This is a genomic window from Ensifer sp. 2TAB8, from assembly GCF_052115125.1.
In the GTDB taxonomy this organism is placed as follows: domain Bacteria; phylum Pseudomonadota; class Alphaproteobacteria; order Rhizobiales; family Rhizobiaceae; genus Ensifer.
Genome location: NZ_JBFRGB010000001.1, coordinates 30664 through 52638, shown reverse-complemented (window position 1 = coordinate 52638; position 21975 = coordinate 30664). Strand labels below are relative to the sequence as shown.

Here is a 21975-nt window from a genome sequence, read left to right as displayed (position 1 = left end):
ATCGCGGAGCCTGCGAACAAGGCCCTTACGCACTTTGCCGACGTGTCATGGAATTGTTGTAATGCGTTGCAAAAGTTGATGCTTTCGCCACGGCGCATATCTTTGCGGCGGCTCGGTGCTGTGGCAGGATGACGATGATGGCGCGAAAGCTATGAGTGCGCCGCAGAAGAAGACAGAAATCCGGAGAGGGATGGCGTGGAGTTTGCTGGCGTCAAATGGAACTATGATCGCTCGGAGCTGATTGCCGACGGTATCGTGCATGGCATTGGTCTTGCCGCTGCACTCGTCGGTGTCACGGCGCTGATCTTCTATGCGACGCTTTGGAGCACGAGCGGCCAGCTTGCAGCTGCGGCCGTCTACGGGGCAGGATTGCTTGCGACGCTGTCGATCTCGTTTCTCTACAATCTCTATCCCATTTCGCGGACCAAATGGTTCCTGCGTCGCTTCGACCATTCCTCGATCTTCGTCCTGATCGCGGCGACCTATACGCCGTTTCTGCAGCGTGGCCTGGACGACCCGTTCCTGTTCGTGATGCTGATCGGCATCTGGGCGATCGCTGCCCTCGGCGTTGCGATCAAATGTCTTTTTCCTGGCCGGTTTGATCGGTTGGCGATCCTGCTTTATCTCGCCATGGGCTGGAGCGGTATACTCGCTGTCGGACCACTCCTGTCGGCGTTGACGGCGACGACGCTGGTGCTGATCCTGATCGGCGGCATCATCTATTCCGCCGGTGTGATTTTCCATGTCTGGGAAAAGCTGCGCTTCCAGAACGCGATCTGGCACGGCTTCGTCGTGACCGGTGCGGCCGTACACTATTCGGCTGTGCTCACCTGCTTCAGCGCCGCATCCTGAGCCGCGATCAGTTTGGCGCTTCCCCTGCAACCGCGGCGATGGGTGGATGCTGGCAGCCCTCCGAGGGCCTGAGGGCTTCCGCCATGCGTGAGATCACGCCGTCGAAACTGGTGAGGCGGCTCTTGCGGTATTGCAGGCGGAAATAGGCGGCGCTGCCGTCGCAGAGCGCAATGGCGCGCGTATAGAACACTTCCTCGCCGCGCACGCCGGAAAAGCTTGCCCAGGCCGCTGTCACTCGCGAATAGGCGATGCGCCAGCTGCCATCGCGTTCGACGCCGATGCGTTCGTTGACGTCGGTTTCGAAGTCGCCATCCAGCAATGTGCTGCCAAAAACCGAGAGGGTGGCGCCATTGTCGTTGGCTTGGAAACTCGCGCCGTCGCCGTTGTCGCCCTGGCTTTGCAGCTCGAAGCCAGGCGGAATGTCGAGCACGTAGCCGAAACGCGCATTGGCATAGGATATCCAATCATCGGCAGCCGCAGCGCTCAGGGGAGACGAGAGCAGAAGCGTGAGTGCTGTCAGAATGCGCAGCATGCGGACCTCCTCTCACTTGCTCGACCCAAAGTCTAGATAGCACGGTTGCGGCGCGGGGCCTGTTCCTAGTGGAACAGCGGGCCCCATGCCACTCCTTCCGCGCGTCAGTGTCAATCCTCGGTAAACGTCATCGCGTGGCCATTGAGGCAGTAGCGAAGCCCGGTCGGCGGCGGGCCGTCCGGAAAGACGTGACCGAGATGCGCGTCACAGTCGGCACAACGGATTTCCGTGCGCACCATGAAGTGCGAGCGATCCTCGATCTCGCGGATCGCCTGGTCGTCGATCGCCGCGAAATAGCTCGGCCAACCGCAGCCGGAATCGAACTTCGTGTCCGAGCGGAAGAGGGCTCGGCCGCAGCAGACGCATTCATAGGTGCCGGTCTGCTTGTTGTTGAGGAAAGGACCGGTGAACGGACGCTCGGTACCCTGCTGCCGGGTGACGCGGTATTGTTCTGGCGAGAGCATGGCCCGCCATTCCGCGTCGGTCTTCACCACCCTGGGCGTCTTTACGTTCGTCATGGATATCTCCTGTCGTTGCGGCGACTATATAGGAACGCCACAGGAAGGGTGCAATTCAAGTAGGCGTCTGCGCCCTAAGGTCGACAGGCGTGACGTCAGGCGATCTCGCGGCGGATTACCGCTGGCCCGGCGCCGCGCTGGCGCTTGCTGTTGTTGTAAAAGGCGATGAACTCGGCGGCCGGCAGCGCCTTGGAAAAAAGCCAGCCCTGGCCGTATTGCACCCCGCGCTCGATCAGATAGTCGGCCTGTTCCTGTCGCTCGATACCCTCGGCGACGACGTGCAGATTGAGCGATTTGGCGATGTCGATGATGTGCGGTGTGATCGAGCTTGTGGCGGAGTCTGTGCCGATCGTGTCGATGAAGGACTTGTCGATCTTCAGCGCATCGAGCGGCAGTTCCTGCAGATATTGCAGGCTCGAGTAGCCGGTGCCGAAATCGTCGATCGCCACCGAGTGTCCGCGCCGGCGAGCCTCCTCGATCGTCGCGCGGGCCGACTTCACGTCCATGAAGCCGCGCTCGGTCGCTTCGAGCCAGATCTGCTGGGGTAGTATGCCGGTGCTTTTCAGTGCCGTGTCCATCATCGGCAGGATGCGCCCCGATTTGATGTCATCGGCGGCGAGATTGACGGCGATGTGCAACGAGCGGTCCGCAAGAAGGACGGTCCTGAGCTCCGCGATCATGGCGTAGATGACTTGGTCGGTGATTTCTTCAATCAGACCGTTCTCCTCCGCCAGCGGGATGAACAGGTCGGGGCGGACCATCTGCCCATCGGGACGCCGCCAGCGCACAAGGGCTTCCGCGCCGACGCAGATGCCGGATTTCAACTCGATGAGCGGCTGATAGTGGACGACGAATTCACGCCGCTGCACGGCGATCGAAAGTTCGCCAAGCGGCGAAAGCCGGCGCCGCGACAGCCAGACGACGAGACCGACCATCAGCGCTGCGATCAGCGCGCCGGCCGGGAGCAGCAGCAGTCGTTCCCGGTCCATGTCGTTGAGGATGGCGATACTGGGGGCACTCGCAACCGCAATCCAGTTCGATCCCCTGGAGGTCGCAAACAGATCCTCCGCGTCCTTGCCCGTCTTCGGAAGGTCGGCGAGCCGCGCCGTGAGCGACGCATGCGGCTCGTTCAGCGTGCTGACGACGATGCCGGTCCTGGTGGCAACGGCAATTCGTGTGCCGGGCTCGGCGATAACGTCGACGAAGCGGACCGGATTCGTCAGCGCAGTGTAGGATCGGTCACGGAACGCCGTCATGGCGATGCCGGTGCTGATCGTCGGATAGGTCCGCGCGATCACTTCGATGCCGTTGTCGGTGGTAAAGTCGGCCGGCGGTGAGCGGACGAGATGACGAGGCGGGGCGCCCCAGGAGGTACATCTCAACAGTCCGTTCTCGAAGTAACCAATATCTTCGATGGCAGCCGTATTGACGACCAGGGAGCGCATGGCAGAGACATGTGCTTCCGCGCATGCCGGCATGCCGAACCGATTGGCCGTTTTCAGAGCGCGCGTGGCCTCCTTCAGCGCCGAATCGGCCCGCATGACCGCGGAGTCGGCAAGACGCGCCAGTTGCGCCTGCTCGTTGCGCACCGCGATCGACCAGGAAAGATAATAGGCAGCGAGCATCGGCAGGATCGCGCCGAGTGCAGCCAGGATACCGGCGATGACGACTATGCGAGATCGTTCCAAGCAGGCCTCGCCCGTGATCGTTGTGGTCTTCACTGCATGCTGCCTGCGCCAGAAAGACCGTCGATGAACCGGAGCCCGGCGGTGCGCAGATATCGTCGAAGGCAGGCGTTACGAGCAGTCGTTGGTGTCGCCGGCTGCGCTGATCCAATCGTCGTATTATTTTGAATTGAAGAAGCCTTTACCTACAACTACCACGTCTTATTGTCCCAATTCTAGGACGTTCGATCCTGCTGCGACGGCGACTGAATATTTTGCTAACAGCGCTTTAATTGTCGTCGGTCGACGCCGCATGAAACGAACGAATCTGATAGTGCATGGACTGCTGCTTGCGCTCTGTCGTGGCGACTTAACGGCACATAACGTCGATTTTATCTGGATAAGGCTTGAGGCGCCATAACCCTTCTTTTATGTCGGGTGTTCGATTGATTGTACGGTGAAAATATAAAGGAGTAGGCCAGGACGATGGATGTTGCGGCCCTGACATTTCTGGCTCTCGCACTCCCTTTCGTCGGGGCGTTGGTTGCACCGCTGCTCACGCGCCTCCTCGGCCATAACGCGGCCTGGGTTCTGGCGCTCTTCCCTGCAGCCATCGTCCTGCATTTCACCCGCTTCTGGCCGGAAGTGGCCAAAGGCGAGGTGGTTACCGGCGGTTATGCCTGGATCCCGTCGTTCAATGTCAGCTTTTCCTGGTTGATCGATGGTCTGTCGCTGACCTTCGTCCTGTTGATCGCCGGTATAGGCATGCTGATCGTGCTCTATTCCGGCGGTTACCTGAAAGGCCATCCGCAGCAGGGGCGGTTCTTCTCGTTCGTCCTGATGTTCATGGGGGCGATGCTCGGAGTAGTCGTCTCCGACAGCTTCCTGATGCTGTTCGTCTTCTGGGAACTGACCTCGATTACCTCGTTCCTGCTGATCGGCTTCGACCATTCGCGCGAAGCGGCAAGGCGCGCCGCCCTTCAGGCACTGGTCGTGACAGGAGGAGGGGGGCTGTTCCTGCTCGCCGGTCTGCTGATCATCTGGAATGTCAGCGGCGTCACCCAGCTTTCGCTGCTCGCGGCCTTTGGCGCAGAGATGCGCGAGAGCCCGTTCTATCTGGCCGCGCTCCTGCTGGTCCTCGGTGGCGCCTTCACCAAGTCGGCGCAGTTCCCCTTCCACTTCTGGCTGCCGAACGCGATGGAAGCGCCGACGCCCGTTTCGGCCTACCTGCATTCGGCGACGATGGTGAAGGCCGGCGTGTATCTGTTGATGCGGCTCAATCCCGTGCTCGGCGGCACGCCCGAATGGCAGATCCTGCTGCCGCTCTTCGGTGGCGCCACGCTCGTCATAGGTGCTGCTCTTGCCTGCCGCCAGAGCGACCTGAAGCTGATGCTCGCCTATACGACCATGGCCTCGCTCGGCCTGTTGGTCATGCTGACCGGCCTCGGCGTTCCGCATGCGATTGAAGCAGCGGTGCTCTATCTGGTGGCGCATTCTCTGTTCAAGGGCGCCCTTTTCATGGTCGCCGGCATCATTGATCATGAGACAGGCACGCGCGACGTGACCAGACTTGGGGGCTTGCGCTCCGCCATGCCGCTTACTTTCGTCATTGCGCTTGCAGCCGCATTTTCGATGGGCGGGCTTTTCCCCTTCTTTGGCTTCATCGCCAAGGAGGAAATCTACTATGCGCTCTCGGGCTTCGACCGCCGCTCCATGGTCTTTGCGGCAATCGCGATCCTTGGCAATGCGCTGATGTTTGCGGTGGCATTTGCCGTTGCCCTGAAGCCCTTCATCGGTGCGAAGGTCGAGACGCCGAAAGCGCCGCACGAGGCTCCCTTGCTGCTCTGGCTCGGGCCGGCGCTGCTTGYCGCCAAGGGGCTTTCCGCCGCCCTGCTTTCGGGGCTGACCCACGAACTCGTCTCGACGCCGATGGCATCGGCGATATCAGGCGAACCGCGGACGGTCACGATATCCGTCGTTCCGCATGTCGGGGTGCCTCTGGCCATGTCGATCGCGACCGTGTTGATCGGCATCGTTTTCTACCTGAAGCTAGATCGCCTGCGGGCCTTCATGGCGACGATCCTTGCCGATATCGGCTGGGGGCCGGATCGCGGCTTCGACCAGTTCATCCGCGGGCTCGTTCGTTTCTCCGTCGCGCTGACGCGCCGGCTGCAGTCCGGCCGCCTCGACGTCTACATGACCGCGACCTTCATCCTCGTCGCCTTCGTGCTGCTGATCGTGCCGCTATCCTATGGCGAACTGCCGCGCGCGCCGTTCTTCGCGCCCGACGTGCCGCTGCACGAGCTTGCGATCATGGCAATTGCCGTCATCGGTCTCGTTGCGGTCGTTCTCGCGCCCGACCGGCTGACGGCAATCGTCTCGCTCGGTATCCAGGGCTTTGCCGTTGCCGTCATCTTCCTGCTCTACGGCGCGCCGGACCTTGCCTTCACCCAATTCATGATCGAGACGCTGTCAGTCGTCGTTCTGGCGCTGGTGATGACGCGGCTCAGGCTTTCGCCCTCCGACCATCGGCCGTTCGCCCAGAAGGTTCCGGATTTCGCCATCGCACTTGCCTGCGGCCTTGGCTTCGGCCTGATGCTGCTCAAGGTGACGGGCGTTCCATTCGACGCCACGCTCACGGAATTCTTCAATCTCTATTCCAAGTCGATCGCACATGGCGCCAACGTGGTGAACGTCATCATCGTTGATTTCCGTGGCACGGACACGCTGGGTGAAATCGCCGTCGTGATGGTCACCGGCCTCGCGATCCTCTCGCTCGTTCGCCTGCGGGCCGGCTCGCTCCGCCGCATCGCCGACAACGATCCGGATGCGGAGGAGCGCGCATGAGATCGGTGATCTTCCGGGCCGTCGCGCCTTTCCTGACCAGCCTGATGGTGCTGTTTTCGATCTTCGTGCTGCTGCGCGGCCACAATGAGCCCGGCGGTGGTTTCATCGGCGGCCTGATCGCAGTCTCCGCCTTGGCGATCTACGGCATTGCCTGCGGCGTCGAGACCGTGCGCCGCGCCATCTATTTCCACCCGATGGCAATTGCCGGGGCGGGGCTCTTTGCCGCGACGGTCGCCGGCCTGATCTCGATCGCGGCGCGTGTCCCCTTCATGACCGGTCTCTGGATCTATCCCTCGGTTCTCGGCCTCGAGGTCCCGCTTTCGACCGTGATGCTGTTCGACTGCGGCGTCTATCTCGTCGTCGTCGGGGCGATCAGCTCGATCGCGCTCTCCCTCGAAGAGCGGGGAGGCGAGTGATGGAAGCCTGGTTTGCGCTGCTTGTCGGCATCTTCTTCACGGTCGCCGTCTATCTTCTGCTGTCGAAGTCCATCATCCGCGTGCTGCTCGGCGTTGCCATCCTCGGCAATGCGGTCAACCTGTCGATCTTCACCGGTGGGCGGCTCACGCGTGGCGTGCCGCCGGTCATTCCCGGCCACCAGGATGCGCTCACGGGACCGGCAGCAAACGCTCTGCCGCAAGCCCTGATCCTGACGGCGATCGTCATCTCCTTCTCCTTCTTCGCTTTCCTGCTGGTTCTGGCCTGGCGTGCCTACGAGGAGCTGCAAACCGACAATACCGACGAGATGCGCGTCGCCGAGCCGAAGGACGAGCCGGCTCCGCCGCTTGGATACTGACCGACCCATGGCCGCTTCTACCTCTCCCCCCGCAGATCTTTCCGCAGCACTCGTTCTCGAGCCCGTCGCCTCTGCCGATTGGCTGGTGATCCTGCCGGTTGCCTGGTGCCTTGCAATCGGCGCGCTGCTCGTGATGCTGCGCCGGAAGATCGACTGGCATCCTTACATCGCTGTCCTCGGACTTGCCGGCCTCGTTGTCGTCGACGTTCTCCTGCTGCGGCACGTGCTCGCAAGCGGTCCGGTAACGATGGTGATGGGACGCTGGCTGCCGCCCTTCGGCATCGCGTTTACGGTCGATCTGACGGGCGCTCTCTTTGCGCTTACCGCCTCGGTGGTGGCGCTTGCCGGCGGGGTCTATTCGCTCGCTGACATCAACGACAGCGGCCGGCGCTACGGCTTCTATCCGTTTCTGATGTTGCTGATGGCGGGTGTCTCCGGCGCCTTTCTGACCGGTGACATCTTCAATCTCTATGTCTGGTTCGAGGTACTGCTGATCTCGTCCTTCGGCCTGATCGTGCTCGGCTCCGAGCGCGAGCAGATCGACGGCGCGGTGAAATACGGCTTCCTCAATCTGGTCGCGACCACACTGTTCCTGATCACCACCGGCTATCTCTACGCGAGCTTCGGCACGCTCAACATGGCCGATATCGCGCGCAAGGCGGAGGGCCTCCGCGGCACGGCGCCTTTGATGACATTGACGGCGCTGTTCGTACTTGCCTTCGGCATGAAGGCGGCGGCCTTCCCGGTCAATTTCTGGCTGCCGGCCTCCTATCACACGCCGCGCGTGGTGGTGTCGGCGCTCTTCGCCGGCCTGCTCACCAAAGTCGGCATCTATGCCCTGATCCGCGTGACCGTCATGCTCTTGCCGCTCCAGCGCGAGGAACTGAGCTTCGTTATTGCCCTTGCCGGCGCTTTGACCATGCTCGTTGGCGTATTCGGGGCGCTGGCACAGTCGGATTTCCGCCGCATGCTCGGTTATCTCGTGATCTCGGGCATCGGTTCGATCCTTGCCGGCATCGCCGTCGGTGGACCGGGCGGCATCGGCGGCGCGATCTTCTACGCGCTGCACTCGATGCTCGTGATGACGGCGCTCTACTTCGCGTCGGGCGTCGCGGCCAGGCTCGGCGGCAGCTTCTCGCTTTCGTCGCTTGCAGGCCTTTATCGCCGCCACGCCGGTTTTGCGGCGCTGACGCTCATGCTTGCCTTTGCCGTTTCCGGCCTGCCGCCATTCTCCGGCTTCTGGCCGAAGGTGATGCTGGTTAAAGCGGCACTCGATATCGGCGCCTGGTGGCTGGCGGCAGCCCTGCTTCTTACCGGCTTCCTGACGACCGTCGTTACAGGACGTTTCTTCCTGCTGGCATATTGGCGCAATGCGGCGGCCGGGGACGGCGCAACGGCATCTGGGAGGATCTCGCCCGCCGCGCTCCTGCCGCTCGCCGCATTGACCGTGCTGACCCTGGCGATCGGTCTCTACCCGGAGCCGCTTCTTGCGACCATTCAAAGTGCTGCGTCCGGGCTTGCCGAGCCCTCGGCATACCTGAACTCGGTTTTCCCGGGAGGTGGCCCATGATCAAGTTCCTGACCATCAACCTGGTGTTCACGGTGATCTGGGGCGCGATCAGTGCCAGCTTCTCGCCGGCCAATCTGATCCTCGGTTTTGCCGTCGGAGCGCTGTCTCTATGGCTGATCCGGCGCGAGCTCCAGCCCGTCGCCTATCCGGTGCGCCCGCTCAAGCTTTCCTTGCTGACGGCTTTGTTCTTCAAGGAGCTGGCGATCTCGGCAACCAAGGTCGCGCTCATGGTCATCCAGCCGAAGATGAAGCTGAAGCCCGGCATTTTTGCCTATCCCTTGACGGTCAAGAGCGACTTCGAAATCGCGTTGCTCGCCAATCTCATCACGCTTACGCCTGGGACCTTGTCGGTGGACGTTTCCGACGACCGACGCACGCTCTACGTCCACGCCCTCGATTGTGCCGATCCCGGCGGCCTCAGGCGTGACATAGCCAACGGCTTTGAACGGCGGATAAAGGAGGCTTTCGAATGAGCCTGCCAGACCAGCTCGAAGCCTTCGCGACAGGCTTTGCACTTATCGCGCTGTCTGCTGCCCTTCTGATTACTGTCTGGCGCATCATCCGCGGCCCGACCTTGCCGGACCGCGTGCTCGGCCTCGACATGCTGGTGGCGATCGCCATCGGCCTGATCGCGATCGTCGCGATCCGCACCGGCTTCAACCTCTACATCGATATTGCCATTGCCCTTGGCCTCGTCGGTTTTCTCGCGACGGTCGCCTTTGCCCGCTTCATTCTCGCCCGCGGTCTTTCGCCGGAGACAGCAAGCGCCGAGCGCGGCCTCGCGGAAGCAAAGCGTGGGTCCGCACCTCGGTCCGATGCGGTGCGCCGCAAGCGCAAGGGAGGGCGCCGATGAACCCTGTCCTGGATGTCGTAATTGCTGTGCTGGTTGCAGCTCTGTTGATCATCGGCGCAATCTTTTCTCTGCTTGCGGCGATCGGTATCGTGCGTTTTCCCGACCTCTACACACGCATGCATGCGGCTTCGAAGGCCGGAACTATAGGTTCGGGCCTGTTGCTGCTGGCCGCGGGCGTGCATTCTTTGGATCCGGCAATATTGATTCGCGCGCTCGCGGGCTTCTTTTTCTTTGTTCTGACTGCCCCAATTTCGGCTCATCTCTTGGCAAAGGCGGCACATCAGGCCGGTTACAAACTTACGAAACTGTCAGTCGTAGATCAGCTTCCACAAAAGGAAGAGCCACGTCGCCGCTGATCGACGACATTTCTGAATCTGTATTTCAGAACTTTGCGATGAAGTGTGGCCATTTTAGCAATTTGGAGATAAACTTGCTAAGTATCGGCAAATTTATGTTTGGACATTTCACGCATCGATGTTAATCGAGTAAATGTAAAGTGTCGTCGTGGAAAATACTTTGATCTGAAATTCCAGCTTGAGTTGTGAATGTTGGTTGTTGCTTTGAGAGTTCGGTCGTCCCGGTGACTCGGCAGCAGGTTTCGTAATCAGAATTCCTACTCTTGATATCGCGGACGGCGTTTGTCCTTGCCGCGTTTGATGGTCCATCCCAAGGCAGCGAAGGCTTCCTGGCGGCTCTTGCAAGCGTTCCTCCCCCGAGACGCCGTCTCGGGTTGTGCTGAAGTCCGATAGGAGAAAGAAATGACTGAAACAGCGCTTGGCGCGAGCCATGAACTTCTGGTTGAACTGACGGCGGAAATTGTTGCCGCCTACGTCAGCAATCATGTGGTTCCTGTCGCCGAGCTTCCCACGCTGATCGCAGATGTGCACTCGGCGCTCAACAACACCGCGGCGCCGGCACCGGTCGTCATCCCAGTTGAAAAGCCGAAGCCGGCCGTCTCCGTCCGCAAGTCCGTTCAGGATGACCAGATCACCTGCCTTGAGTGCGGCGGTACCTTCAAGTCGCTGAAGCGCCACCTGATGACCCACCACAATCTGTCGCCGGAAGAATACCGCGAAAAGTGGGACCTGCCGACCGACTACCCGATGGTCGCGCCCGCTTATGCGGAAGCACGCTCGCGTCTTGCCAAGGAAATGGGCCTCGGCCAGCGTCGCAAGCGTCGCGGCAAGTAAGACTTTAACCGTCCGGTGAAGCGGCTGTTGCTGCGATTTGCCTGACGGTATCTGGTTTGATCACAAAGGGCCGGGCCTGAGCGTCCGGCTCTTGTGTTTTTGCCGTCAGCAGCGCTGTCGCTGCGGCGGCGCTGGCAATGGCTCAAGCGGCCAGCCGAAGCTCCGCTTCGTTCTTGATGCGGCGGATCATCGAGCGCAGACCATTGGCACGCTGCGTCGACAGATGCTCGATCAAGCCGATTTTGCCGAAGGTATCGATAGCGTCGATCTTGGCGATCTCCGAGGCATGCTTGTCGGAATAGATGGCGAGCACGATCGCGACTAGGCCGCGCACAATGTGCGCATCCGATTCACCTTCGAAGGTCAGGACTGGATCCTCCGGATTGCCTGCCGTCTGGGTGACGAGCCAGACCTGGCTGGCGCAACCCTGGACCTTGTTTTCCTGGGTGCGCTTGGCCTCCGGCATTTCCGGCAGAGCCTTGCCGAGTTCGATCACATAGCGATAACGATCCTCCCACTCGTCGAGGAAGGCAAAATCGTCGATGATCTGGTCAAGCGTCGTCATGGTCCGGGTCCAGCTATCGGGAAATTATACGCCCGCCGGTCCTTACCGTGAACGAGCTTCGTCCCTGTTCATGCCCATTGCCATCAGGCATGCAGGCGTTCAGCCCTCATATAGGGGATGGCGAGCCGGTTGAGAACCGTCATTCGCGATTGCCTTGGGCGTCGGTAGCCTTTCGCCGGTGCGGTCAGATCGAAACGCTTGTCGGGAAGGCGAGCGCATTGCCGGCGCTCGCGTCGAACCCGCCGAGCTTGCCGACAGCTGCCGACAAGGCATGGCCGGCCGCGCGGGCATCGTCAGCGTCACGGGCAGCCCCCTCGCTGCGCAGTTCCTGCTCTGCCTTTCGCAGGAGCTGTTTTATCTGTTCGGCAGCCGACTTGAGTTCGGCGGCCACCTTCGCCTTGGTACCGGGTCCACGGTCGTCGTCGCTGAATTCGCGATAGGCGCGCTCGGCAAAGCTCGTCGGCTCGGGGGAAGTGGGGGTATCGTCTCCGGCCGTCGCGTCTTGCATTGGCGCACTGCCCGCATCTGCCAAGGCCGCAGCGGCGGCAGCGGCGACAGCACCATTTGCCGCTCCGGCACCATCTGCGCCGGCCAATTGCTGGGCAGCCGTGCCGAGTTGCTGAGCGAGTTGCTTGGCAAGCCTTGCGAGAGTTTCCGGATCGGATGCAAAGAATCGGAGCATCCGAAGCTGCTCCTTGATGTCATCGATCTTCTTCTTGGCCGCAGCCGCGCGATCGGCAGTGTCTTCGTCAGAGCCAAGAAGCAACGCAGCGGAGGCCGGGCTCTTGCCTTCGACGGCGGTCGTGGTGCCGGGTGTCGCCGGTCGTGTCACGCCCGCATTCGAAAAAAGCCCGTAGATCTGCATTGGGGTGCCTCCGCTTGTCGTGCGGCGGACCTAAGCAGCCACGGCTTGTGCGTGGCTGGCTGTGAACAGATCAGCGGTTGCGCCCAAAAAAGAAAACGCCGCGAGGGGATGGGATCCTCGCGGCGGCCACGACAGGGCGGCAAGTCAGGCAGTTAAGTTGCGAATGGGGTGGGGCGGCCCACTGGGCGCGACCGGGAACGTGTGGGTTACTGGATGAACGCGGCCTTGGGGTCGAGGCGCTTTTCCGGAACGGGCGTGCGTTTGAACACAGGCTCTGCGTCGATCGTGCTGACCTCGGCCGCAGCTGCCACATCGGCTGCCGGCTTGGCCGTGCCGGTCATCATCGGTGTGACCGTACCGGTCATCACCTTGGCATCGGGCTGAGCCGCATCGGTTTCGGCAAACTGGGTATCCAGGAATTCATAGGCGATCCGAGCGCCTTCGCGAGCCCGGTGGCCGAGGGCGACGAAGGTTTCCGCGCCCTTCTCGCAAACCTCGGGCTTCTGGATGCAGATGGCGCTGATGTATTGGAACGCTTCATTGGCGGCGGAGAAGGTGTCGCCAAGCTCGACCTTGGGACCGTGCTCCAGCTTCTGAGAGCTCGACGGATCGAGGAATGGCAGCAGCACCAGCACCAGCGAAAACCAGAATGTCGCCTTGATGAGAAACCACATGTTCTGCCCATCCTTCGTTCAGCTGCCTGAGCTCGCCAGTCTTTTAGCCGGCTTTTGTGCCTTCGGCATCCCGCAGCGCCGTCGTATCCCCTGATACCCGTTCACGCTACCGTCGTTTCCTCGGGGAAGCTGCTGCTTTCGATGCAGCGTCCGGCCCTTCGTTGACACCGACATTAGGACGGGAATCACAAGACGGCTTTTCAAAATCGAGCGGCATTTGCTTCAAATTTTAATGAAATGCCGCCGTCGAGTGCTTTTCCGCGCATTTGTTTCGCATTTTAGCTTTCGCCGTTAAGGTTCGTGGCAAAGCCTCAAGCCCGAAGCCCGGAAGCTTCGGCGATGGCGTGTCGAAGGAGGCGCCACAATCGTTAACGGTGTGCAGAAAATGCACAGAAATCCGTTGCTTACGCCCCGTTAACCACAAGAAATGAAGGTCGCCGGTTTTGCTCCAAAACGGGATTTTTCGGCGGTTTCGCACCGTTCCGGCACGGCCGCGTTTATTCTTTCATTAAGCCGGGGATGCGAGATTCCGACATGTCACGAGGCGGTCTGAATCGCGGTCCGCAAGTCGCGGAAATCGATCGCGCCAGCCTCGCAAGAACAACAAATGTAGCAGGGTAAAGCGTGAGCGTATTGCGTAACATGGCTGGCAGATGGGCGTCCCGCGTGGACGAGATCGCGGCCCTGTGGCTGCCCCGTCATGAAGCCTCCTCGCTCGCTGGACGTCGCGATACGAAACGTCTGCGGGCTGTCGCGGCCGTCTCGCTGACGACGCTGCCCGTGGCGCCGCTCGCCCTGTCGCTCGCCATGCCGGTTTCCTCGGCCCTGCCGCTTGGCACGGCGCTTTGGGCTTCCGCCTCGCTCTTGGCAGCAGCCGTCGCGATCGCCCGTGGCCGGGTGCCGGAAGCCGGTGCGCCAGCCCCGACCGATCCGGTTCTCCCGGACCTTTCGGCGGCGTATGATCTTTTTGCCGGTCTCGTGACCGTGCATGACCTGCGCGGCAATGTTCTTTCCGTGCACGGGCGAGATGCAGCCGAGCACCTGACGCTGATGCGCGATCCGGCGGGCCGCGGTTTCATCGAACAGATTCACGTCTCCGACCGCATCACTTTCCTGAGTGCGATCGACATCCTTCGCCAGGGCGGTGATCGGGCGACGGTCGATATCCGTATCGAACGGCGGACTCTGCCGATCGAAGGCGAGCAATTCGTCTATATGGCTTGCGAATTGGCGCCGTTGCGCGATCGCGACGGCAACCTGACGGCAATCCTTGCGCAGTCGCGCGATGTCTCCCAGGAGGCAGGCTTGCGCGCGGAGGCGGCGGCCCGGACGGCCGAAGCCGAGTCTGCGAACGACGCCAAGACCCGTTTTCTCGCCGCCGTCAGCCACGAGCTGCGCACGCCGCTCAACGCCATCCTCGGCTTTTCCGACGTGCTGGCCGGCGAGTATTTCGGCAAGCTCGAGAACGATCGCCAGCGCGAATATGTGGGCCTCATCCACAAATCGGGCGAACATCTACTCTCCGTCGTCAACACCATGCTCGACATGAGCAAGATCGAGGCGGGACGCTACGAGCTCATGCCTGAGCCTTTCCGCGTCGCCGAGGCGGTTGCCGCCTGCGAGGCGATGCTGTCGCACCAGGCGGCGGAAAAGGGCGTCAAGCTCGTGAGCCGCGTCACCCGCGGCATCGGCGAAATCAATGCCGATCAGCGCGCGTTCCAGCAGGTTCTCATCAACCTGGTCGGCAATGCCGTGAAGTTCACCGATCATGGCGGTGTCGTGACGATCGACGCCGAGGTGGACGGTGAGACGCTGAAGGTTTCGGTCAGCGACACCGGTATCGGTATCGCGGCCGACAAGCTGGAACTGCTCGGCCAACCTTTTGTCCAGATCCAGAACGACTATACACGCCGCTACGAAGGCACGGGTCTCGGCCTTTCGCTGGTCAAGGGCCTCGTTGCGCTTCATGGTGGCGATCTCACGATTCGCAGCCGCGAGGGCGAGGGGACTGTCATCGTCGTGACGATACCGCGCGACGGCTCTGGCATTGCCCTTGCCCAGCAAGAGGAGCAGCGCTCGCCGGTGACGGTGGAATTCCCGCCGCGCCTGCGCGACGGAGAAACGAGGCCGGCCGCCGAAGGAGGGCGGTCCGAGGACGTTGGTTTGAACGAGGAACGGGGATATGGCTCCGCGCAAGCGAAAACAGCCTGAACGGAAAAAGGCCGCGCAGCGTGCGCCCGGCCTGGCCGTGCGCGGGCTGGCACTTGCCGGACAGGGTGTTGGACTTGCCGGCCGCCTGATGGCGCGCCATCCGCTGGTCTCTGGCGGCACCGCGGCCTTCGTTGTCGTGTTCTCCTTCGTTGCCGCCAACGCCATGTGGTACCAGCACGGCGTGCACCCGTCGCCGCTCATGCGCACCCGCGTGCCGCTCGTCAGCGCCGAAACGGCGCAGCGGATCGCCATCGCCAAGGGCGAAGAGATCGAGCAGCGCAACGTGACCACCTTCGTCATCGAGCGCGAGGGAGAGGCCAAGGCGGACAATGTCGAGGACGTGATTGCTGGGGCCTCCGCGGATCTGCCGGCGGATAAGCCATCACCTGAGCGCGTGGCAAGTGTGCCCGACAGCGCGCAATCGAAGCTCGTCGCCGATATCCAGAAGGAACTGAACCGGGTCGGCCTTTATGACGGCGCACCGGACGGGCGTAGCGGCCCACGGACCACGGCGGCGATCCTGCGTTTTGAAGCGCAGGCCGGTCGCGCCGAGACCGGCTCGGCCAGCACCGAGCTGCTGCAGGCGCTAAGGGCGGCGCCAAGCGACAAGGTTGCGCAGGTCATGCCGGCGGGAAGGCCCCTTGCAGAGGCAAAGGGCAACGGCGTGGAGATAGATCCGGTCGCGGCGGCCATTCGCTCGTCCGAGAAGGAAAGCAATTTCATTCCGCGTGCGGAGATACCGGTTTCGAGCGACCTGGTGCTGAACATCCAGAAAGGGCTCAGCAATCTCGCCTATGCGGATGTAGCGGTCGATGGTGTCGCCGGAGAGCAGACGCGAGCGGCAATCCGCCATTTCGAGAAACATTACCGCCTGCCGCAGACCGGGGAGCCCAACGCCCAGGTCCTGAAGAAGCTCAAGGAAATCGGCGCGCTCTGATTGCCGGCGGGTTTTGAACGTACCGCCGATTTGCCTGCGCCGGCTGGCGCGTGTATCAGCCTTTCATGCGCTTGAAGTCTCACATCTTCGTCTCGTCCCTCCTGCGCCGTGCGTTTTCGCTCGGCGGCTACGCGGCCGTGCTGCGCAAGGGTGCGGAGGACGCCGGTGCAATCTTCATCCGCCAGCGGACACGGCTCGGCACCGAGACGCTCTTTGCCCCGGCGCCACAGAATTTCTTCGATGACGAAGTCGAACTCGGCCGCAAGTTCGAGGCGAGGCTTCGGGACAGCGAGGCTGAGCGGGTCGATGCGGCGCTTGCAAGCGAGGTCCGGTTCGATCCGGACTGCTGGATCGTGGAGATCGAACTGGACGACCATGGCGACCTGTTCGAGGTGGTTCCTGAGGATGGGACAAGCCGGTCCTGACACCGTCTTGCCCATCGCGCGGACCTGCTTGACTCTCCACTTGGTGGAGGCCGTAGGACGCACGCATGGACGATCAAATCTTTTCGATAGGCGAACTCTCGAAGCTGAGCGGCATCCCGGTCAGGCGGCTTCGGTTTTATTCGGACAAGGGGCTGTTGCCGCCGTCCACGCGGACCGAGAGCGGCTACCGCATGTATTGCGGAGCGGATCTCGCCCGGCTGGACCTCGTGCTTGCTCTGCGTGAAGCGGGTGTCAGCCTTTCAGAAATCCGGAAGATCCTGACCAGCAGAACCTCGTTTGCCGATGTTCTGGCGTTGAGGCTTCGTACGCTCGAAACCGAAATCCGATCGAAGCGCCGAATCGCGGCAGCCTTGCGAATGGCTTTGAAACTCCATGAACCCTCCCCAGCCGATCTCAGGAGATTATGGACCGTGACCAAGCTTTCAAAGACGGAATTCCGCGCCGCGCTCGAACGTTTCTACGACGACGTTGCCGGCGGCGCGCCGGTGGACGCAGAGTGGAAGAAGAAAATGATGGATGCCGGTGCGCCGGATCTGCCAGAGGATCCGACCCAGGAGCAGATCGATGCATGGGCGGAACTGATGGACATGTTCTCCGACAAGACCTATGCGGCCGAAATGCGGTCCCATATGTCCACGCTTTGGACCGAGGAATTCGACCCTGCCGCCTATGCCCAGGCGGCCGACGCTACCTTCGCACGGGTGAGGGCTGCCATCGAAAACGGCTTGAGCTCGCAATCGGCCGTCGGCAGGGAGATTGCCGCCGACTGGTTGGTAAACTCGGCAAAGGCGATGAAGCGGGCTCCCGACAAGGAATTCCTGGACTGGCAACTCGAGCATCGCAAACACCACGCCCGTTCCGCTCGGTACCAGGAGCTGATGGCGGTGTTGCAGGGGCAGGGGCCACAGGCTCCGACAGGCCGCGAGTGGAGCTGGATCATCGACGCGATGAAACAGCTCTTCTAAGGGCGCGGCCGCAGATTCATCCGCACATCATCAATTGTCCAGGCATGGGCTCGATAGGGAGCATGGCTGCATCAAGACGACCTGGATGGTGAGAGATTACGGCGCCTAGCCGCGTCGGCGGCCGAAAAGCCGTTGTGGCTGGACATTGCCGACGGCGGCCGCGACCCTGCGAGGGGCAACCTGGCGCGTATCATTGGCGGAATTTTCGGCGAAATAGGCTTCGTGCCTTGCGGCCGGAGCGGCGTCCTCCGCCTCGAACCAGGCATCGAGTTGCTCGCGGCAGTCCGAGCGGCTCATGGCGCCGATCAAGGCTTCCGCGTGGCTCGTTTCGCCGAAGGGTTCGCGAAGGTGCGGATAGAGGGCCTGAAGCACGAAACCGGCATCGGCCGCCCCCACATCCAGCGCGACGAGGCTCGTCGCAAGCTGCTGTCCGGAAATATCGAGCAGGATACGCTCGACCTGCGCGTCCTTGGTGCCGAGCGCCTGACCGAGGACGCGCGAGAACAGGATAATCTCGCCGCTACGGGCAAAGCGCACAAGCAGCGCCGCATGAACGTCGTTGATTGCCTCAGACGAAGCTGCGGGCGCGGTAGCGGGTGACCCCGTCCGCGCCAGCGTCTTGATCTCGTGCCGAAGCGCTTCTTCGCGGGCAGCCCGCAAGGAAGCGGCTTCGGGCTCCAGGTTTGGTTGGTCCGCCGCCACCGCCTGTTTCGCGGCGTTGCTGCGTGCGGCGAGTCCGGGCGGATTGTGGTGCTCGACCAGGGCATCGACGACGAGGGGAGAGAGGTTCGGACGCCGCGCGATCGCTGCGGCATGTTCCGGGCCGCGCTCGCGGATGACCGAAATAAGGGTACGGTCTGCAATCGCTTTCGAGCGCGTCAGGAAAATTGCGGCAATCGAAATCGGCATGCTGCCGATCAAAGTTGCGACCGGTTCCGGGATTTGCAGGCATTGGGAAAGGGCTGCCGCCGCCTGGCGGCGCGCTTCGTTGCTGGAACCGAGGAAGAGGGGCTCGAACAGTTCGGCAAACTGCTTCATGTCGGACTTGCGGGGGATGCGCAGGCTTTCGAAACCAGTGACCGTCGCCATCAGGACCACGTCCTTCAAGCGGCCGGTCTGTGGCCTTTCCAACTCACGAAAGCGATCCGTCACGGTAATTCCCTGCACGCAAAACATGATCGCCGTTTCCGGTGATCCGGAAAGGCACACGTCGCAAAAATTAGAAGAAAAGCGTTAGCGCACTGTTAACTATGGATGTTGGAGCTTTATTCAGGCTTACGGCACGGGCGTGGCGCCCGAGAGGGTCGCCCAGTCGCCTCGCCAGCCCCGCATTTCTCGGGGACATCCGCGGCATCAGCCATAAAAAATCCACATGCGCTGACGAGTTATCGCGGCGACGGTCAAGGGCTCCGGACGCCCGCCGACGCTTGGAGGCCAGGTGAAGAGGGGCCTCTCCATGGGAGATATGGAACTGTGAAGAAATTTATCCTGCGCGCGGCGGCGGTCTGCGCGCTCCTCGCGGCCCCGGCGATCGCCGAGGCTGCAGAAGGCTTTGCCACTGCCAATGTCAATATGCGCTCCGGTCCGAGCACCCGCTATCCGGCGGTATCGATGATCCCGGTCGGCGAATCGGTGGAGATCCACGGATGCCTTGCTGACCTGCCGTGGTGCGACGTCTCGTTCTACGGTGGTCGCGGCTGGGTTGCCGGGCGCTATGTTCAGGCCGACTATCGTCGCAATCGCGTTTATGTCGAGCCCCGCTACTATCGGCCGCTCGGAATTCCAACGGTCGTCTTCCAGTTCGACAACTATTGGGACCGCAACTACCGCGGTCGTGACTTCTATCGCGAGCGTGACCGCTGGCGCCGGGGTCCGGATTGGGTCGACGACCGCCGGAATCGTCGCGACTGGGAACGCCAGCGCGAGCGCGATCGCCGTGACTGGGAAGGTGATCGGCGCCGCGAGCGGCGAGACTGGGAAACCGGCCAGCGCGACGAGGAATGGCGTCGCCGCGAAGGTGAATGGAACAGCGAGCGGACGGTACGCGAAGAACGCCGCGAGTGGGAACGTCGCAGTGATGGCGTGCGCGTTCGCCAGGACGATGGTGTCATTTACGAAGGCGCCCGCCCTGCGCCGCTCGTTCGGTGCCAGTTCGACGATCCGAATTGCGAAAACTGACCTGGAGCGCCTGAAGCGGCGCCCTTCCGATGGACTGGAAAACGGGCGGCTCTGGCCGCCCGTTTGCTTTTGGCGCTTCGGCTTTCTGCGGTTTCAAGCGGAACCAAACGCTATCCGGAGCGTTGAGACGGCGCAGACAAGGGAGCGTTGTAATGGTGGAAAAGAAACTGGAGGCCGTGCAGAAAGTCAGCGAAAACGTTTCGCAGGTGCAGGCGCGTGCTGAGGTTGACGTACAAATCGCCGAACTGCGGGCGGAAATCGCCCGGCTGACCGAAGCGGTCTCTGCCATTGGCAGCGGTACGAAGGCAGTCGTGCAGGGCGAGGCGGAATTGATGGTGGAACGCGTTCGCGAACGCGTGCGCGAAGAACCGCTGTCGACACTGGTGGCGGTTGCCGGGGTGTCGTTCCTGTTCGGTCTGATATCGCGACGCTAGTGGAAGCGACGGCTTAAAAAAGCGCTCCGGGTTGTTACCTCGGATACATCTCGGGGCCTCGTCTGGCGGGATAATGAGACTTGGTTGGTGTTGCAGCGGTGTATTAGCATTCTGTTAACCAGCCTATGGCTCAATCGGGGTAGACCCGTTATCATCGGGCTGCGTCGTGTGAACCAGAAGAGCAACATCCGGGCGACCGGAAGAAGGAGCAAACGAGAAAAGCGCGCCTGTCCAGGCAAAGCCTGGAAAAATGCGCTGGCCCGAGAGGGCAGGGTGAAATCTGTACGGTAGTTCATCCGTCTCAAGACTTTGTGGAGACGAGCATGGCAGACGTGATCAGAATTCAGGACCGAAAGGTCCGCGTACCGCCGCGTAGGCCTCCGGCCATATCGGGCGGAGCCAAAGTGCTTCTGTTCACCGGTATCCGTTACGAACGCCTCGACCGCGACCCGCAGCCGACGGCACCGGATGGACGCCGGATCAAGAAGCAGTAGCGTTCGATTTCCTGCGTCGGCGGCCGGCTATGACCGGGCGCGCGCCTCCTTGAGCCCAAGCATCAGGGTCCCTCCACCACAATTCCTGCATTGAACGTTGTTTTGCGTCGGCTCTCGGCCGAGCGCCGTAACTGCGTGGTCAGCCGTCTTCACGTCCGAGGGCTCTAGCGGCGAAATGGCTCGCAGCTTGATTCCGCGAGGAAGTTGCGGACCTGCTCTTCGAAGCTGTCGACCGGCGCCATCGCCCTCAAGACGGCATAGCCGTCCTGTTCCTTCATCTCCACCATGATCGATTGCGCGAGCGCCTCCGGCGGCGACTTGCGCAGTTCCACCAGCTGGATCGGCGTCGCGACGACAAGATCGAGCTTGCCGTTGACCGCTGTGTGGTCGTTCATGCTGAAAACTTCGTTCGAATTGCTGTCGAAGACCGCGAGAGACCAGAACGGCACGCTGCCGCTGGCGAGGAAGCGCGCCGGCCCGTCGGAGATCGAGAAGCTGCAAACGGCCGTCCTGAGATAGGGGTCGTCATTGGCAAGCCCGGTCGGCCCCGGCGTGCTCGTCAGCGCGAAGAAACTGTCCATTTCGAGCAGCCCGAGTACACGGGTATAGGCATCGCGGCCGGTGAACTGCGGCAACGACAGAATGATGATGATGTGCAGCAGGGCGGCGCCGACAAGGCCGAGGACCGTGGCGAAGAGAACCTTACGCATCGCCGCACCCGGTCTTGGTGATGACAGGCATGGCGAGGTCGATCAGGCCCGAAGAACCGGCCGTCGGTGTGTCGAGCAGCGTCAGGATCAGGCGGAAGTTGCCCGCATGGCGTATGGCCAGCCAATTGTCCGGTTGGGCATTCGGCGACACATGGATGGTGAAGTTGCTGTTTTCGCTGCGCAGCACGGTCCAGGAATTAAGCGCCGAGGGCAGGTCGGAGCCGGGACGCAGCGGCAGGCCGTCGGCGTTCGCCGCATAGAGCGTCCAGAAGCGCGCCTGCGGCGTCAGCCCCGTCACGTCATAGGAGCAGGTCGCCTGCAGCTTCTGGCCCTTGTCGTCGATCTGTGCGCTGAACATCAATCCTTCGGCGCCGCCGTAGAGAAGTTCTCCAGCACGCGCCCGGTGCGCCTTGGCATAGGGGTCGGCATTGATCGTCTGCGCTTCCGGAAAGGCAACCCATGGGCCGATCGCGATCGAGCCGAAGCCGACGGTCGCCTTCAGCGCCCAAACGGCCGAGGCGATGCCGCCGCCGAAGGTGATGGCAAGAGCGATGGCGACGAGGAAGGGAATTCGGAACAAGGGCGGCTCTATCGGAAATCGGTCAGCGACGGGGCAACATGGGGTTGCCCCCATATCTCGCCGAAATTGGCGCCCGGCGCAACGGCGACCGACGGGT

Annotated in this window: 25 protein-coding genes; 16 read left to right on the top strand and 9 right to left on the bottom strand. The window is 62.0% G+C overall.

The annotated features are described in order from the left end of the window. The first annotated feature begins 195 nt into the window (after positions 1-195). On the top strand, positions 196-852 hold the full coding sequence (gene trhA / locus AB4Z53_RS00250) for a PAQR family membrane homeostasis protein TrhA (protein ID WP_291160845.1): 657 nt from the start codon (positions 196-198) through the stop codon (positions 850-852). Between the two features lie 7 nt (positions 853-859). Here trhA and AB4Z53_RS00245 read toward each other — a convergent pair whose 3' ends face one another. The 3 genes from AB4Z53_RS00245 to AB4Z53_RS00235 all read right to left on the bottom strand — a co-directional run bounded on the left by AB4Z53_RS00245 (position 860) and on the right by AB4Z53_RS00235 (position 3590). Beyond that, positions 860-1384, bottom strand: a complete 525-nt coding sequence (locus AB4Z53_RS00245) for a hypothetical protein (RefSeq protein WP_113537864.1) — start codon at positions 1382-1384, stop codon at positions 860-862. Positions 1385-1494: 110 nt separating this feature from the next. Beyond that, the gene (msrB, locus tag AB4Z53_RS00240; RefSeq protein ID WP_223726755.1) at positions 1495-1902 is read right to left on the bottom strand and encodes a peptide-methionine (R)-S-oxide reductase MsrB; all 408 of its coding nucleotides are present in this window, start codon (positions 1900-1902) and stop codon (positions 1495-1497) included. A 95-nt stretch (positions 1903-1997) separates the two neighbouring features. Continuing rightward, entirely contained in the window at positions 1998-3590 is a 1593-nt protein-coding gene (locus AB4Z53_RS00235) for an EAL domain-containing protein (RefSeq protein WP_441594148.1), read from the bottom strand. 462 nt (positions 3591-4052) lie between these two features. Between AB4Z53_RS00235 and AB4Z53_RS00230 the strand changes: the two genes are divergently transcribed. From AB4Z53_RS00230 to mucR, 8 genes are all read left to right on the top strand, one after another. Beyond that, complete coding sequence (locus tag AB4Z53_RS00230; protein WP_441594147.1) at positions 4053-6413, top strand: putative monovalent cation/H+ antiporter subunit A; 2361 nt, start codon at positions 4053-4055, stop codon at positions 6411-6413. Beyond that, positions 6410-6829, top strand: a complete 420-nt coding sequence (locus AB4Z53_RS00225) for a Na(+)/H(+) antiporter subunit B (protein WP_113537861.1) — start codon at positions 6410-6412, stop codon at positions 6827-6829. Before AB4Z53_RS00230 ends, AB4Z53_RS00225 begins: the two co-directional genes overlap by 4 nt. Beyond that, positions 6829-7206, top strand: a complete 378-nt coding sequence (locus AB4Z53_RS00220) for a Na+/H+ antiporter subunit C (protein WP_113537860.1) — start codon at positions 6829-6831, stop codon at positions 7204-7206. The genes AB4Z53_RS00225 and AB4Z53_RS00220 overlap by 1 nt, the downstream gene beginning before the upstream one ends. A 7-nt stretch (positions 7207-7213) precedes the next feature. Further along, positions 7214-8776 (top strand): Na+/H+ antiporter subunit D, encoded by a 1563-nt coding sequence (locus AB4Z53_RS00215; RefSeq protein ID WP_113537859.1) that lies wholly within the window; start codon positions 7214-7216, stop codon positions 8774-8776. After that, the gene (locus AB4Z53_RS00210; protein WP_113538071.1) at positions 8776-9249 is read left to right on the top strand and encodes a Na+/H+ antiporter subunit E; all 474 of its coding nucleotides are present in this window, start codon (positions 8776-8778) and stop codon (positions 9247-9249) included. Before AB4Z53_RS00215 ends, AB4Z53_RS00210 begins: the two co-directional genes overlap by 1 nt. Beyond that, entirely contained in the window at positions 9246-9629 is a 384-nt protein-coding gene (locus AB4Z53_RS00205; protein ID WP_113537858.1) for a cation:proton antiporter, read from the top strand. The genes AB4Z53_RS00210 and AB4Z53_RS00205 overlap by 4 nt, the downstream gene beginning before the upstream one ends. After that, a complete protein-coding gene (gene mnhG, locus AB4Z53_RS00200) occupies positions 9626-9985 on the top strand; it encodes a monovalent cation/H(+) antiporter subunit G (protein WP_113537857.1) in 360 nt (119 codons plus the stop codon). Before AB4Z53_RS00205 ends, mnhG begins: the two co-directional genes overlap by 4 nt. 402 nt (positions 9986-10387) lie before the next feature. After that, on the top strand, positions 10388-10819 hold the full coding sequence (gene mucR, locus AB4Z53_RS00195) for an exopolysaccharide biosynthesis transcriptional regulator MucR (protein WP_043620098.1): 432 nt from the start codon (positions 10388-10390) through the stop codon (positions 10817-10819). Positions 10820-10961: 142 nt separating this feature from the next. Here the strand turns inward: mucR and AB4Z53_RS00190 are convergent, their stop codons facing one another. From AB4Z53_RS00190 to AB4Z53_RS00180, 3 genes are all read right to left on the bottom strand, one after another. After that, on the bottom strand, positions 10962-11384 hold the full coding sequence (locus tag AB4Z53_RS00190) for a SufE family protein (protein WP_113537856.1): 423 nt from the start codon (positions 11382-11384) through the stop codon (positions 10962-10964). Between the two features lie 184 nt (positions 11385-11568). Beyond that, the gene (locus AB4Z53_RS00185; RefSeq protein ID WP_441594146.1) at positions 11569-12249 is read right to left on the bottom strand and encodes a hypothetical protein; all 681 of its coding nucleotides are present in this window, start codon (positions 12247-12249) and stop codon (positions 11569-11571) included. A 206-nt stretch (positions 12250-12455) separates the two neighbouring features. After that, positions 12456-12923: a DUF5330 domain-containing protein gene (locus AB4Z53_RS00180; RefSeq protein WP_441594145.1), complete on the bottom strand. Its 468-nt coding sequence runs from the start codon at positions 12921-12923 to the stop codon at positions 12456-12458. A gap of 642 nt (positions 12924-13565) precedes the next feature. Between AB4Z53_RS00180 and AB4Z53_RS00175 the strand changes: the two genes are divergently transcribed. From AB4Z53_RS00175 to AB4Z53_RS00160, 4 genes are all read left to right on the top strand, one after another. After that, the gene (locus AB4Z53_RS00175; protein ID WP_441595196.1) at positions 13566-15134 is read left to right on the top strand and encodes a sensor histidine kinase; all 1569 of its coding nucleotides are present in this window, start codon (positions 13566-13568) and stop codon (positions 15132-15134) included. Continuing rightward, positions 15106-16071 carry a peptidoglycan-binding domain-containing protein gene (locus AB4Z53_RS00170; protein ID WP_223726766.1) on the top strand — a complete coding sequence of 322 codons (966 nt, stop codon included), beginning with the start codon at positions 15106-15108 and terminating at the stop codon, positions 16069-16071. Before AB4Z53_RS00175 ends, AB4Z53_RS00170 begins: the two co-directional genes overlap by 29 nt. A 65-nt stretch (positions 16072-16136) precedes the next feature. Then, positions 16137-16496, top strand: coding sequence for a DUF1491 family protein (locus tag AB4Z53_RS00165; protein ID WP_441594144.1), 360 nt, complete (start codon positions 16137-16139; stop codon positions 16494-16496). 65 nt (positions 16497-16561) lie between these two features. After that, positions 16562-17482 (top strand): MerR family transcriptional regulator, encoded by a 921-nt coding sequence (locus AB4Z53_RS00160; RefSeq protein WP_441594143.1) that lies wholly within the window; start codon positions 16562-16564, stop codon positions 17480-17482. A gap of 105 nt (positions 17483-17587) precedes the next feature. Here AB4Z53_RS00160 and AB4Z53_RS00155 read toward each other — a convergent pair whose 3' ends face one another. Then, positions 17588-18658, bottom strand: coding sequence for a DUF2336 domain-containing protein (locus AB4Z53_RS00155; protein ID WP_441594142.1), 1071 nt, complete (start codon positions 18656-18658; stop codon positions 17588-17590). A gap of 297 nt (positions 18659-18955) precedes the next feature. Between AB4Z53_RS00155 and AB4Z53_RS00150 the strand changes: the two genes are divergently transcribed. From AB4Z53_RS00150 to AB4Z53_RS00140, 3 genes are all read left to right on the top strand, one after another. Further along, positions 18956-19660 (top strand): SH3 domain-containing protein, encoded by a 705-nt coding sequence (locus AB4Z53_RS00150; protein WP_113537848.1) that lies wholly within the window; start codon positions 18956-18958, stop codon positions 19658-19660. 152 nt (positions 19661-19812) lie between these two features. Then, complete coding sequence (locus AB4Z53_RS00145) at positions 19813-20094, top strand: hypothetical protein (RefSeq protein WP_113537847.1); 282 nt, start codon at positions 19813-19815, stop codon at positions 20092-20094. A gap of 323 nt (positions 20095-20417) precedes the next feature. Further along, on the top strand, positions 20418-20588 hold the full coding sequence (locus AB4Z53_RS00140) for a hypothetical protein (RefSeq protein WP_176707512.1): 171 nt from the start codon (positions 20418-20420) through the stop codon (positions 20586-20588). A 164-nt stretch (positions 20589-20752) separates the two neighbouring features. On the opposite strand, the gene AB4Z53_RS00135 is transcribed toward AB4Z53_RS00140, so the two are convergent. Together AB4Z53_RS00135 and AB4Z53_RS00130 are read right to left on the bottom strand one after the other, a co-directional pair. Next, complete coding sequence (locus AB4Z53_RS00135) at positions 20753-21298, bottom strand: DUF1254 domain-containing protein (RefSeq protein ID WP_223726774.1); 546 nt, start codon at positions 21296-21298, stop codon at positions 20753-20755. Next, positions 21291-21878: a DUF1214 domain-containing protein gene (locus AB4Z53_RS00130; RefSeq protein WP_441594141.1), complete on the bottom strand. Its 588-nt coding sequence runs from the start codon at positions 21876-21878 to the stop codon at positions 21291-21293. The genes AB4Z53_RS00135 and AB4Z53_RS00130 overlap by 8 nt, the downstream gene beginning before the upstream one ends. Positions 21879-21975: the final 97 nt, after the last annotated feature.